13 protein-coding genes are annotated in these 12,334 nt (G+C 47.3%); 12 read left to right on the top strand and 1 reads right to left on the bottom strand.

Annotation, left to right across the window (positions count from 1 at the left end; translation table 11 throughout):
* Positions 1-8 precede the first annotated feature (8 nt).
* From urtC to ureG, 11 genes are all read left to right on the top strand, one after another.
* On the top strand, positions 9-1,181 hold the full coding sequence (gene urtC, locus AB4274_RS05335; protein WP_017071842.1) for an urea ABC transporter permease subunit UrtC: 1,173 nt from the start codon (positions 9-11) through the stop codon (positions 1,179-1,181).
* Positions 1,178-2,020, top strand: a complete 843-nt coding sequence (gene urtD, locus AB4274_RS05330) for an urea ABC transporter ATP-binding protein UrtD (RefSeq protein ID WP_372111255.1) — start codon at positions 1,178-1,180, stop codon at positions 2,018-2,020. The genes urtC and urtD overlap by 4 nt, the downstream gene beginning before the upstream one ends.
* Position 2,021: 1 nt before the next feature.
* Complete coding sequence (gene urtE, locus AB4274_RS05325; RefSeq protein WP_017062505.1) at positions 2,022-2,717, top strand: urea ABC transporter ATP-binding subunit UrtE; 696 nt, start codon at positions 2,022-2,024, stop codon at positions 2,715-2,717.
* On the top strand, positions 2,714-3,661 hold the full coding sequence (locus tag AB4274_RS05320) for an urease accessory protein UreD (protein WP_372104483.1): 948 nt from the start codon (positions 2,714-2,716) through the stop codon (positions 3,659-3,661). Before urtE ends, AB4274_RS05320 begins: the two co-directional genes overlap by 4 nt.
* 132 nt (positions 3,662-3,793) lie before the next feature.
* Positions 3,794-4,096 (top strand): urease subunit gamma, encoded by a 303-nt coding sequence (gene ureA / locus AB4274_RS05315; RefSeq protein WP_004735119.1) that lies wholly within the window; start codon positions 3,794-3,796, stop codon positions 4,094-4,096.
* An 11-nt stretch (positions 4,097-4,107) separates the two neighbouring features.
* On the top strand, positions 4,108-4,443 hold the full coding sequence (locus AB4274_RS05310) for an urease subunit beta (protein WP_372111253.1): 336 nt from the start codon (positions 4,108-4,110) through the stop codon (positions 4,441-4,443).
* Positions 4,444-4,482: 39 nt separating this feature from the next.
* Complete coding sequence (ureC, locus tag AB4274_RS05305; RefSeq protein ID WP_048614369.1) at positions 4,483-6,186, top strand: urease subunit alpha; 1,704 nt, start codon at positions 4,483-4,485, stop codon at positions 6,184-6,186.
* 77 nt (positions 6,187-6,263) lie between these two features.
* A complete protein-coding gene (gene ureE, locus AB4274_RS05300) occupies positions 6,264-6,716 on the top strand; it encodes an urease accessory protein UreE (RefSeq protein ID WP_004735122.1) in 453 nt (150 codons plus the stop codon).
* Between the two features lie 235 nt (positions 6,717-6,951).
* Positions 6,952-7,548, top strand: coding sequence for a HupE/UreJ family protein (locus AB4274_RS05295; protein ID WP_372111252.1), 597 nt, complete (start codon positions 6,952-6,954; stop codon positions 7,546-7,548).
* 42 nt (positions 7,549-7,590) lie between these two features.
* The gene (locus AB4274_RS05290) at positions 7,591-8,271 is read left to right on the top strand and encodes an urease accessory protein UreF (RefSeq protein WP_048615213.1); all 681 of its coding nucleotides are present in this window, start codon (positions 7,591-7,593) and stop codon (positions 8,269-8,271) included.
* Positions 8,272-8,319: 48 nt separating this feature from the next.
* Entirely contained in the window at positions 8,320-8,958 is a 639-nt protein-coding gene (gene ureG / locus AB4274_RS05285; RefSeq protein ID WP_017062498.1) for an urease accessory protein UreG, read from the top strand.
* Between the two features lie 93 nt (positions 8,959-9,051).
* On the opposite strand, the gene xseA is transcribed toward ureG, so the two are convergent.
* Positions 9,052-10,398, bottom strand: a complete 1,347-nt coding sequence (gene xseA / locus AB4274_RS05280) for an exodeoxyribonuclease VII large subunit (RefSeq protein ID WP_065584650.1) — start codon at positions 10,396-10,398, stop codon at positions 9,052-9,054.
* A gap of 244 nt (positions 10,399-10,642) precedes the next feature.
* Here xseA and guaB point away from each other — a divergent pair, with 244 nt between their 5' ends.
* Positions 10,643-12,106 carry an IMP dehydrogenase gene (gene guaB / locus AB4274_RS05275; protein WP_017062496.1) on the top strand — a complete coding sequence of 488 codons (1,464 nt, stop codon included), beginning with the start codon at positions 10,643-10,645 and terminating at the stop codon, positions 12,104-12,106.
* Positions 12,107-12,334: the final 228 nt, after the last annotated feature.

Raw genomic sequence — 12,334 nt, 5'->3', positions numbered from 1 at the left:
ACAACATCATGCAGTCAAAATCATTTGTACTTTCGGCAATGCGTGGTGACAAAGGTGGCCAACTGACCATCCTTGCCATTCTTGCGGCCGTCATTCTTATCCCACTGGCTAACACCATGTTACCAAGTGGGCACCCGCTTCATGTCGAGACTTTCACTATCTCACTAATGGGCAAATACCTGAGCTACGCAATGTTGGCGTTGGCGCTCGATCTAGTGTGGGGCTATCTCGGAATCTTGAGTCTTGGTCACGGTGCTTTCTTTGCGCTTGGTGGTTATGCGATGGGCATGTACTTGATGCGTCAGATTGGTGACCGTGGGGTTTATGGTGATCCAGTCTTACCAGATTTCATGGTGTTCCTTGATTGGTCTGCGCTGCCGTGGTTTTGGCAGGGCTTTGATCAGTTCTGGTTCGCCTGCTTGATGGTGGTGTTGGTGCCGGGCGCGTTGGCTTACTTGTTTGGTTATCTGGCTTTTCGCTCTCGCGTGTCAGGGGTTTACCTTTCTATCATGACTCAGGCGTTAACTTACGCATTGATGCTGGCATTTTTCCGCAACGAGATGGGCTTTGGTGGTAACAACGGGCTGACGGATTTCAAAGACATCATCGGCCTGAGCTTACAGAGTGATGCGGTCAAGATAGGTCTGTTTGTCGCGACTGGTATTGCGCTTATTCTCAGCTACATAGCTTGTCGCATGGTGGTGACCAGTCGATTAGGTAGTGTGGCACTGGCGATTCGTGATACAGAGTCACGTACTCGCTTTATGGGCTACGACGTCGATGGCATCAAGCTGTGGGTCTTCGTTCTTTCAGCGGTTATTGCTGGTATTGCTGGGGCTTTATATGTCCCTCAAGTTGGCATCATTAACCCGGGAGAATTTGCTCCTCTTAACTCGATTGAGATTGTGGTTTGGGTAGCCTTAGGCGGTCGTGCCACTCTGTTTGGTGCCATTGTCGGTGCATTGATCATCAACTACGCCAAGAGTTGGTTTACGGTTGAGTTCCCGGAGGTGTGGCTGTTTGCTCTGGGTGGACTATTCGTACTCTCAACCATGTACTTCCCACAAGGTGTGATTGGCTTTGTCAGTGAAAAGTGGCAGCAGCTGCGCAAGGCATCAAATGGGAAAAACCAAGATAAAGATAAGGATGATCAGCACAAGGCCAAGGAGGTGATCGCATGACCACATTTAATAGCGTAAAGGAATCGGTTCAGGCGTTCACTCGTCGAGACGAAGTCTTTGATTACCTCAAACCCGATATTCATCCTGCCATAGATACTCGACATAACGTGCTGTTGTATGTCGAAGGCGTCAACAAAAGCTTCGATGGTTTCCAAGCGATAAACGACCTCAACCTTTACATCAAAGAGGGAGAGCTACGCTGCATCATCGGCCCTAATGGCGCAGGTAAAACAACCATGATGGACATCATTACCGGGAAAACTAAGCCAGATACTGGCGAAGTGTGGTTAGGTTCGAACATCAATCTACTCAAGATGAACGAAGCTGAAATTGCTAACGCAGGCGTTGGGCGTAAGTTCCAAAAGCCGACCGTGATTGAATGTTTAACTGTGTGGCAGAACCTTGAATTAGCCATGGCAGGTGATCGCTCGGTGTGGGCAACTTTCACTGCCGTGATGTCTGGCGAGCAGAAAGACAAACTCACCTCGGTACTAGAGCTTATTCACCTTAAAGACGAAGCGGCGAATGTGGCAGGTAACCTGTCTCACGGTCAGAAACAGTGGTTAGAGATAGGCATGTTATTGATGCAAAACCCTAGGCTATTGCTGGTGGATGAACCCGTGGCAGGTATGACTCACCAAGAAATGGATCGCACCTCTGAGTTACTTAACTCACTGGCAGGTAAGCACTCGGTTGTGGTCGTTGAACACGATATGGATTTCGTTCGTTCTATCGCCAGCCATGTCACCGTGCTTCATCAAGGTCATGTGTTGGCTGAAGGCACTATGGATCAAGTGCAGGCTCACCCTGAAGTTAAACAAGTTTATCTCGGAGAATAGGATGTTAGAGGTTAAATCAGTTAATCAATATTACGGTGAGAGCCACACGCTGTGGGATTTGGATATGCAGATCCCAGAAGGTAAATGCACGGTGCTAATGGGGCGAAATGGTGTCGGTAAAACCACCTTACTGCAATGCATTATGGGGTTGGTGAAGGTTGAAAGCGGTGACATCTCCTTATCGGGTGAGTCACTTTTGAAAACCGATGCCGAGGACCGTCCACGCCAAGGGATCGGCTATGTACCGCAAGGTCGCCAGATCTTCCCAATGCTCACTGTTCAAGAAAATCTAGAGGTCGGTTTACCGATTCGTAAAAAGGGTGACCGCAAGATCCCTGAATTCATCTTCGATATTTTCCCAGTGTTAAAAGAGATGCTACATCGTCGCGGTGGTGATTTATCGGGTGGCCAGCAGCAACAGCTAGCGATTGGGCGTGCGCTGGTGGTTAATCCAAAGCTATTGATCTTGGATGAGCCGACGGAGGGTATTCAACCCAATATTGTGCAAGAGATTGGCGACATCATTCGCATGCTCAACGAGAAAATGGGGCTCACGGTTCTGTTGGTTGAACAGAAGCTGCCGTTTGCAAGAAAGGTCGGTGACCGTTTTTGCATTATCGACCGTGGACGCCAAGTGGCAGAAGGTGAAATGACAGGGCTCGATGAGTCCTTGATAAAGGAGTACCTAACCGTATGAATTCTCTCTTTTCTCCGAATGAAGTAAGCAAGGCTTCTTTAGTAGAAGCTTTATCTTTGAATGAGACCATCGAACAAGATATTCGTGATGGTTGGCAAGCGAGTTTAAACCTCACCTTTGTCGATCGAGGTGATAAAACCGTATTAAAGAATCGTCAGCAGTCTGGTCCGCTTGCGGTGCAACGCCCCCTGTATCCTGATGGGGAAACGTGTCACACCTACTTACTCCATCCCCCCGGCGGAGTGGTAGGTGGTGACACTCTCAATATTAACGTGAATCTTGAGCACGGTGCTCACGCGTTGATTACCACACCCGGTGCGACCAAGTTTTATCGCTCAAACAACAAGTACGCCAAGCAGAAGCAGACCCTACGAGTGAAGAAAGATGCACGCTTGGAATGGATGCCGCAAGAGAACATCTTTTTCCCGAATGCACACGTTCGTTTAGATACTGAAATTCGCCTAGAAAAGGGTGCACAGTTTTGGGGTTGGGAGATGCACTGTTTTGGACGCCCTGCACAGAATGAGGGATTCGAGCATGGTCATCTCGTTGGGAAAACAGAAATCTATCTTGATAATCAAAGGCTTCTGACTGAAGGCTTTAATTTTCATGGTGGCGATAAGTTAATGATAAATATGGGGTTACTTGATTATTCAATGATGGGAACCTTTTATATCACTTCAAATGAGAAGCAAGATTTAGAGTTGGTACAGAGCTTGCTCTTATCTATTACACAGCAAGCTTCACAGCAATCAGTTACATCAAAAATGTCGAGTGAACCCACATTAATATTGGGCGCGACTCAGATAGAAGGATTGATTGTGGTGCGAGCCTTGGGTAATTGGAGTGAAGATATCCTCCAGGCCTTTGGTCAGATATGGCAAGCAACTCGCTCTCATTTATGTGGTACGACTCCTGATTTACCAAGGATTTGGGCGACTTAGCGATTAGCCCTTTTTGTACCTAGGGTGACTTCCGACCCTAGGTACATTTTTTCAAGTTTGCTGTGATTGAATCCCACTTACTGCTCATGCGTTTTGAGCAATAAGAAAACAACACTAACAGCGGGCGGCTAAATGGAATTAACACCAAGAGAAAAAGATAAGCTACTTATCTTCTGCGCAGGAATGCTGGCACAGCAGCGCAAACAAAAAGGCTTAAAACTCAACTATCCAGAATCTATCGCACTGATCAGCAGTGCCATTCTTGAAGGTGCCCGCGAGGGTAAAACCGTTTCAGAATTAATGGATTTTGGACGCACACTTCTTACTGTCGATGACGTTATGGAGGGGATCCCTTCCATGATCCCTGATGTACAAGTCGAAGCCACTTTTCCTGATGGCACCAAGCTGGTGACCGTTCATGAACCTATCGTGTAGGGAGAAGTAATATGGCTGGTTCCACAAAACAATACTCAGGATTCGTTCCCGGAAAAGTCGAAACCGCTCCCGGTGACATCACTCTCAATGAAGGCCGAGACACAACGTCCGTTAAGGTACAAAACATTGGCGATCGTCCTGTTCAAATTGGCTCTCATTACCACTTCTATGAAGCAAACCCATCACTGAACTTTGACCGAGAAGCCACTAAAGGGTTTCGACTCAATATTCCTGCTGGTACTGCAACCCGCTTTGAGCCGGGTCAGTCGCGCAGCGTCGAGTTAGTGCGTTACGCCGGTAAGTTAGAGATCTATGGCTTCCAAGGAAAGGTGATGGGTAAGCTCTAAGCGCTCCCACGAAATAATGAAAATAACAAAGGATTGAACATGGCGACGATATCCAGACAGGCTTATGCCGAAATGTTTGGGCCAACAGTCGGTGACCGAGTGCGTCTTGCTGACACCGATTTATGGCTAGAAGTTGAAAAGGATTACACCGTATACGGCGACGAAGTGAAATTCGGCGGCGGTAAAGTGATTCGTGATGGACAAGGGCAAAGCCAACGTCCAAGTGCCGAAACTCCAGATTTGGTGATCACCAACGCGATTGTGTTGGATTACTGGGGCATCGTAAAAGCCGATGTCGCCATCAAAGATGGTCGAGTTCAGGCATTGGGCAAAGCGGGCAACCCTGATGTTCAGCCGGGCGTTGATATTGTGATTGGCCCTGGCACGGAGATTTTAGCGGGCGAAGGTTCAATCCTCACTGCGGGTGGCATTGATTCACACATTCACTTTATCTGCCCACAACAGATTGAAGAAGCATTGGCGTCAGGTGTGACAACCATGATCGGCGGTGGCACGGGGCCAAACACAGGGACTAACGCGACCACATGTACGCCGGGGCCTTGGAACATGCACCGCATGCTAGAGTCACTCGATCAATTCCCGATGAACTTTGGCTTGTTAGGCAAAGGCAATGCCAGTCAGCCAGAAGCTCTACGCGAACAAGTAGCTGCAGGCGCAGTGGGTTTGAAGTTGCACGAAGATTGGGGAACCACACCCGCTTCCATCGATACTTGTTTAAGTGTTGCTGACGAGATGGACGTACAAGTTGCGATTCATACCGATACCTTGAATGAGTCTGGTTTTGTTGAATCGACACTTGGCGCAATTGGCGACCGCGTGATTCATACCTACCATACTGAAGGTGCGGGCGGTGGTCATGCTCCCGACATTATCCGTGCGGCAGGTGAACCCAACGTTCTGCCTTCTTCGACTAACCCAACACGACCTTACACGGTCAATACGGTCGATGAGCATTTAGACATGTTGATGGTGTGTCATCACCTTTCACCATCAATTGCAGAAGATGTCGCGTTTGCTGAATCTCGTATCCGCCGTGAAACCATTGCCGCAGAAGACATTCTTCATGATTTAGGTGCGTTCTCGATGATCGCCTCGGATTCTCAAGCTATGGGACGAGTAGGCGAGGTAGTAACACGTACTTGGCAAACCGCGCACAAGATGAAAGTACAGCGTGGTAGCCTAAAAGAAGATTCAGACTACAGCGATAACTTCCGTTTAAGACGTTATGTCGCTAAGTACACCATCAACCCAGCGATCACTCATGGTATGTCTCATGAAATCGGTTCGATCGAAGCCGGGAAATTAGCTGACCTAGTTCTATGGAAGCCAGCCTTCTTTGGCGTGAAACCAAGCGTGATTTTGAAAGGCGGCATGATCGCCATGGCGCCGATGGGTGACCCAAACGCTTCAATCCCAACACCTCAGCCAGTTCACTATCGCTCGATGTTTGGTAGCTACGGCAAGGCGTGTCAGAACACATCAATGCTGTTTGTCTCTAAAGAAGCCAAGGCGCAGAACATCGACAAGCAATTGGGTCTGCAGAGCTTGATTGGTGTTGTGAGCAACTGCCGAAACATCAGCAAAGCCGACATGAAGCTCAATGATTGGATGCCGAAGATTGAAGTCGACTCTCAGACGTACCAAGTGCGCGCCGATGGTGAACTACTCACGTGTGAGCCTGCTGAAGAGCTGCCAATGGCTCAGCGGTACTTTCTATTCTAAGCCTTTGACTAAAGAATCTTATTTTAGTGACCCTATTTTGAACGTTATAAATCTCACAAGGAGATTGAGGTAATAGCATGATTGAACTGACTCAACTGAATACTCAAATACAAAATGCACCGGACGGCTATTTGAGCCTGCCGATCGATAGTCGCATCAAAAGCCGCCTTAAGGTGATGCTAGATGACGGGCGCAATGCAGGGCTGTTTCTACCACGAGGTCATATCTTGCGTGGTGGCGAACAGCTCTCAAGTGAATGTGGTTTAGTCGTAGAAGTGAAAGCGGCACCTGAAACCGTTTCGACTGTTTACTGTGAAGACTTGCTCCTTTTAACGCGAGTGGCGTATCACCTTGGCAACCGTCATGTTCCGCTGCAAGTGGAAGCGGGTTGGGTTCGTTACCAACACGACCATGTTTTAGATGAAATGGTTGAAGGCTTAGGCGCGAAGGTGACCACCGAGAAACAACCGTTTGAACCAGAAGGCGGCGCTTATGGCGGTCGCTCAGGTGGTCATCATCACCATCATTAATCGAGTCATTGATGGCTCACTAGACGATTTATATAACAACGATATTAATAACAATAATACCAATCACAGTAAGTAAGTGATCAACAATAGCGCAGAAAAAAGGCTTGAGAACAAGGCATAATTTTTCGATAAGTAGTTATTCTACAATCAAAAATTATAACGCAGTTATCGAGCATTTTAGCAAGCTAGGGTGAGCAATTATTTACTACGATTGGTATAAAGCAAGGAACTCGCGATGAACTTTAAAACAGCTACAGGCTTATGCACTTTCACCATAGCTTCTCTAACAACATCGACATTGGCATTGGCTCACCCGGGGCACGGTTCGCATTCGGTTCATGAGTCTCACTCATTTATGTCTGGCTTAACTCACCCAGTGACAGGCATGGATCACCTAATCATGCTGATCGCTTTTGGTCTGCTAATTGGCGCACTTTCATTTTCCACCAAGACAAAAGCCGCTCTGATTGGCGGTGGGTTGGCGTCTTTGGTGGTAGGACTCATCGCAGGCCAAGCCTTAGGTTTCTCTGTGATTGTTGAACCTGCAATCATCGCTTCTCTATTCGTTGTCAGCTTATGTTTATGGCACGTGTTCTCACCATCGACTAAGCGAGTGAACAGTGTATTAGCAGCTTCGATTGGCATGTTGTTTTTCCATGGTTATGCGCATGGCGTTGAAGCTGCAGGTAACCTAACTCAGTTTGCAGCGGGTATGAGCATCACAGCTTTGGCTCTGATGGTTATAGGTGCTTTTGTTGGCCGCGCGGTTTACTCAAAATGGATGTCTGTTGGCGTGGCTTCAGCAAGCGCACTATTACTGCTAGGCGCATAAGCTCTCGAACTTTTTCGATTCTAGAAAATTGAGGGCACGATTATGACCACAACAGAAAATGTCGCCATCTATCGTCTGTTTCAATTGATCAGTCCGTCATTGCCGATTGGTGGGTTCACTTACTCGCAAGGTTTAGAGTTAGCGGTTGAAGCGGGGTGGGTGACCGATCGCAACAGTATGGAACAGTGGCTCAATACCATCGTCAGTTCCAGTGTCGCGACCTTGGAATTGCCGATCTTAGAGCGTCTTTACCACGCTCTAGAAAAGGGTGAACTCGATGAGATTGAGCACTGGTGTAACTACTTGTACTCAAGCCGTGAAACCAGTGAATTGCGAGCGGAAGAAAAACAGCGTGGGCAAGCATTGAATACTTTGTTGAAGCGCTTAGATATCGATATTTCACTGGTGGACTCGGTTGATAGTCACCCAAACCAATTGTTGGGTATGTGTATGGCGGCCCAGCATTGGGGCATTGATTTAGAAAGCCTCAAGCAAGGTTACTTATGGAGCTGGCTTGAAAATATCGTTACCGCAGGCGTGAAACTGGTGCCTTTAGGGCAAACCGACGGGCAGTTGGCATTGATTAATATCACCAACACCTTTCCTGAGGTAATCGAAAAGGCCCACGCGATAGAAGATTGGATGGTAGGCAGCTTTTCGCCATCAATGGCATTAGCAAGTTCACTGCACGAAACACAATACACACGACTATTTCGTTCGTAGCGGTCAGCGCTAACGAGGTAGCAAGAAAAGAATATAAGGAAGTAGATTATGGAAAGTTATAAGCAACCACTCCGAATTGGTATTGGCGGCCCGGTAGGATCTGGTAAAACAGCGCTGTTAGAGGTGCTATGTAAAGCTATTCGCGACAAGCTCAACATTGCCGTGGTAACCAACGACATCTACACGCAAGAAGATGCCAAGATACTCACGCGAGCAGAAGCACTAGAACCGGATCGTATCATTGGTGTTGAAACGGGTGGCTGTCCGCACACGGCGATCCGTGAAGATGCGTCGATGAACTTAGCTGCGGTAGAAGAGCTTGCCAAGCTGCATAAGAACCTCGATGTGGTATTCGTCGAAAGTGGCGGTGATAACTTGAGTGCGACGTTCAGCCCTGAATTAGCCGATCTTACCATCTACGTGATTGATGTAGCGGAAGGGGAGAAGATCCCACGTAAAGGTGGTCCGGGTATTACGCGTTCTGATCTGCTGGTTATCAATAAGATCGATTTAGCACCATATGTGGGTGCGTCACTTGAGGTGATGGAGCAAGACACACAACGCATGCGTCCAACCAAGCCATACGTGTTCACCAACCTCAAAGAGAGCCAAGGGCTAGACTTCATCATCAACTTTATTGTGACTGAAGGGATGCTAACCATGAAGGAGCCTTCTACTACTGAGTAGGGTTGGAATAGGTTAGTTTTTTGAAAGCGTTAGATACTAAAAAGCCCTGTCGATTATCGATAGGGCTTTCTGGTTTGAAACGTTAGGTCGAACTTAAAGCTCGCTCTTAGTCACTCTTGTGGTCACTTGCGACTCAATCACACCGTCTTCAACTTGAGTGGTGATCACTTCACCGACTTCGACATCGTTAATCGATGATACCGTCTTGCTCGATTCTGAATGAGTAATGCTGTAGCCACGCTTTAGGGTTGCCAGTGGACTAACGGTCTCTAACTTCTCTGCAGCCATAGCGAGCTGGTGGCGAGTGGTTAGTAATGTCTTGTCCATTGCATCCAATAGCTTTTGCTCTGAACGTTGCAGATGCAGTTTCTGTTCGCCAAGGCGTTTCACTGGCGAGTTCAATTGAAGCTGGTGCTGTTTACGTTCAACACGCTGTGCATGCTGTTTTAGGTATTGAGTCATACCACGACGCAAACGCATATCTAGGTCATCAAGCTGCTGACTCTGCTTTTGAAGTTGGTAGCTAGGGTGTTGCTTCTCTAAGCGGTATTTCAACGTTTGAGTGGATTGCGCCTGTTTGATTAACACATGACGAATCGCACTGACTAAGCGAGCACGTTTAGACGCGAAAGCTTGTTCTTTATGACTGTTATCACGGCTAACCAATTCTGCGGCAGCTGATGGCGTTGGGGCACGCATATCGGCAACGAAATCAGCGATAGTGACATCCACTTCGTGGCCAACGGCGCTGATAATCGGGATTTGGCTTGCTGCGATTGTGCGAGCTACGATCTCGTTATTGAAGCACCATAGGTCTTCCAGTGAGCCGCCACCACGGCCGACGATTAACACATCACATTCATTGCGTTCGTTAGCGCGTCCAATCGCTTGGGCAATCTGAATCGCCGCCTCTTCGCCTTGAACCATGGTCGGGTAAACCACAACCGGTAGCGAAGGATCGCGCCTTTTTAGTACATCAAGAATATCAAACAGCGCTGCACCGGTTTTAGATGTGATAACGCCAACACGTTTTGGGTGTTCAGGAAGAGCTTGCTTACTTGATTGAGCAAACAGTCCTTCTGCGGCAAGGTTCATCTTCAGCTTTTCAAATTCTTGCTGAAGTTTACCGTCACCCTCTGGCTGCATGCTTTCGATGATCAGTTGGTAGTCACCGCGTGGCTCGTAAAGAGATAGGCGAGCTTTGACTAAAACTTGATTGCCGTTCTGAGGCTTAAAGGTCACACGGCGGTTATTGCCACGAAACATGGCGCATTTAACTTGAGCGCGAGAGTCTTTTAGCGTGAGGTACCAGTGACCAGAGACAGGTGCAGAGAAGTTTGAGATTTCACCAACGAGCCAGACTATTCCCATTTCGTTTTCTAATAGGAGACGAACCTCTGAGTTGAGGCGAGAAACAGTAAAGATGTTTGGATTAGTCATAGAAGCACTATCTTTCCTTGAAGGAAGGTCTTTCTTGGAATCTCACAGGGCGTGAGTATGGAAGATAGCGGCAATATAATACATAGCAAGGGGGTAAATGCAAATTAAAAATACAAAAATGTGTAGCCAAGCGATTTCGCCGTGCGTATAATCCGTCTGCAATATCAAATCCAAATCACTTTATTATGCGAAACGATAAAGTTGGGTTTACTCCTTTTAACACCTTTGTTGTGAGATATTGCAAATGCTACGAATCGCAAAAGAAGCTTTAACTTTTGATGACGTTTTACTCGTCCCAGCACACTCAACCGTTCTTCCGAACACAGCTGATCTTCGCACTCAGTTAACGAAAAACATTTCTTTAAACATCCCAATGATCTCTGCATCGATGGATACTGTTACGGAAGCACGCCTAGCAATTGCCCTTGCGCAAGAAGGTGGTATTGGCTTTATTCATAAGAACATGTCTATTGAACAGCAAGCAGAAATGGTTCGCCAGGTTAAAATTTACGAAGCTGGTGTGGTTTCTCACCCAGTAACTGTAAGCCCTGACGCGACAATCGCTGATGTTGTAGCCCTTACTCAAAAACACGGCTTCGCCGGTTTCCCTGTTGTTACTGAAACAAACGAATTGGTTGGTATCATTACTGGCCGTGACGTTCGCTTTGTTACTGACCTTTCTAAGAAAGTTGATGTAGTAATGACACCTAAAGCTCGCCTTGCTTCTGTTAAAGAAGGTGCAACTCGTGAAGAAGTTCAAGAGAAAATGCACGAAGCGCGTGTTGAAAAAGTTCTTGTTGTAAATGATGACTTCCAACTAACGGGAATGATCACTGCAAAAGATTTCCACAAAGCAGAACGTAAACCAAACGCTTGTAAAGATGAGCGCGGCAGCCTACGTGTAGGTGCAGCTGTTGGTGCTGGCGCTGGTAACGAAGAGCGCGTTGCTGCTCTAGTTGAAGCTGGCGTAGACGTTCTACTTATCGACTCTTCACACGGTCACTCTGAAGGCGTACTTAACCGTATCCGCGAAACTCGCGCTGCATACCCTGATCTACAAATCATCGGTGGTAACGTAGCAACTGGCGCTGGCGCTCGTGCTCTTATCGAAGCGGGTGTTAGTGCGGTTAAAGTAGGTATCGGCCCGGGTTCAATCTGTACGACTCGTATCGTTACTGGTGTTGGTGTTCCTCAAGTAACAGCAATCGCAGACGCAGCTGAAGTAGCTAACGAATACGGTATTCCAGTAATCGCAGATGGCGGTATCCGCTTCTCTGGCGATATCTGTAAAGCTATCGTTGCTGGCGCATCTTGTGTGATGGTTGGTTCAATGTTCGCGGGTACTGAAGAAGCACCGGGTGAAGTTATTCTTTACAACGGTCGTTCTTACAAGTCTTACCGTGGTATGGGTTCTCTTGGCGCTATGTCTCAAGGTTCTTCTGACCGTTACTTCCAATCTGACAACGCTGCAGACAAGCTTGTTCCAGAAGGTATTGAAGGTCGTATCGCATACAAAGGTCGTCTAAAAGAGATCGTTCACCAACAGATGGGCGGTCTACGCTCAAGCATGGGCCTAACGGGTTCTGCAACTGTTGAAGACATGCGTACTAAAGCTGAGTTTGTTCGTATCTCTGGTGCGGGCATGAAAGAATCTCACGTACACGATGTTCAAATCACGAAAGAAGCACCTAACTACCGTTTAGGTTAATAATACGTCCAAACGTTTGAATAATGTGCTGATTTAGTCGGCACATTAATATACCAATCGTAGTAAATAACTGGTCATCCTAGCTTGTTAAAAACCTCGATAACTTCGTTAGAATTTTTGATTGTAGAATAACTACTTATCAGAACTCTTTGTCGAATAGAGCAGCCTTGTTCTCAGGCTTTTTTCCTACGCTATTCCTGAACGCTTACTTACTGTGATTGGTATTAT

It is taken from the genome of Vibrio sp. 10N.261.55.A10, from assembly GCF_041470825.1.
Lineage (GTDB): Bacteria > Pseudomonadota > Gammaproteobacteria > Enterobacterales > Vibrionaceae > Vibrio > Vibrio crassostreae_C.
The sequence above is the reverse complement of the archived record's forward strand: the minus strand, read 5'-3'. Positions and strand labels throughout refer to the sequence as shown.

What these genes read in the sequence shown, in the direction of transcription:
- ureG (WP_017062498.1), top strand. Translation starts at nt 8,320, where the DNA reads ATGGAAAGTTATAAGCAACCACTCCGAATTGGTATTGGCGGCCCGGTA.
- ureE (WP_004735122.1), top strand. Translation starts at nt 6,264, where the DNA reads ATGATTGAACTGACTCAACTGAATACTCAAATACAAAATGCACCGGAC.
- urtD (WP_372111255.1), top strand. Translation starts at nt 1,178, where the DNA reads ATGACCACATTTAATAGCGTAAAGGAATCGGTTCAGGCGTTCACTCGT.
- AB4274_RS05320 (WP_372104483.1), top strand. Translation starts at nt 2,714, where the DNA reads ATGAATTCTCTCTTTTCTCCGAATGAAGTAAGCAAGGCTTCTTTAGTA.
- ureA (WP_004735119.1), top strand. Translation starts at nt 3,794, where the DNA reads ATGGAATTAACACCAAGAGAAAAAGATAAGCTACTTATCTTCTGCGCA.
- AB4274_RS05290 (WP_048615213.1), top strand. Translation starts at nt 7,591, where the DNA reads ATGACCACAACAGAAAATGTCGCCATCTATCGTCTGTTTCAATTGATC.
- urtE (WP_017062505.1), top strand. Translation starts at nt 2,022, where the DNA reads ATGTTAGAGGTTAAATCAGTTAATCAATATTACGGTGAGAGCCACACG.
- xseA (WP_065584650.1), bottom strand. Translation starts at nt 10,398, where the DNA reads ATGACTAATCCAAACATCTTTACTGTTTCTCGCCTCAACTCAGAGGTT.
- urtC (WP_017071842.1), top strand. Translation starts at nt 9, where the DNA reads ATGCAGTCAAAATCATTTGTACTTTCGGCAATGCGTGGTGACAAAGGT.
- AB4274_RS05295 (WP_372111252.1), top strand. Translation starts at nt 6,952, where the DNA reads ATGAACTTTAAAACAGCTACAGGCTTATGCACTTTCACCATAGCTTCT.
- ureC (WP_048614369.1), top strand. Translation starts at nt 4,483, where the DNA reads ATGGCGACGATATCCAGACAGGCTTATGCCGAAATGTTTGGGCCAACA.
- guaB (WP_017062496.1), top strand. Translation starts at nt 10,643, where the DNA reads ATGCTACGAATCGCAAAAGAAGCTTTAACTTTTGATGACGTTTTACTC.
- AB4274_RS05310 (WP_372111253.1), top strand. Translation starts at nt 4,108, where the DNA reads ATGGCTGGTTCCACAAAACAATACTCAGGATTCGTTCCCGGAAAAGTC.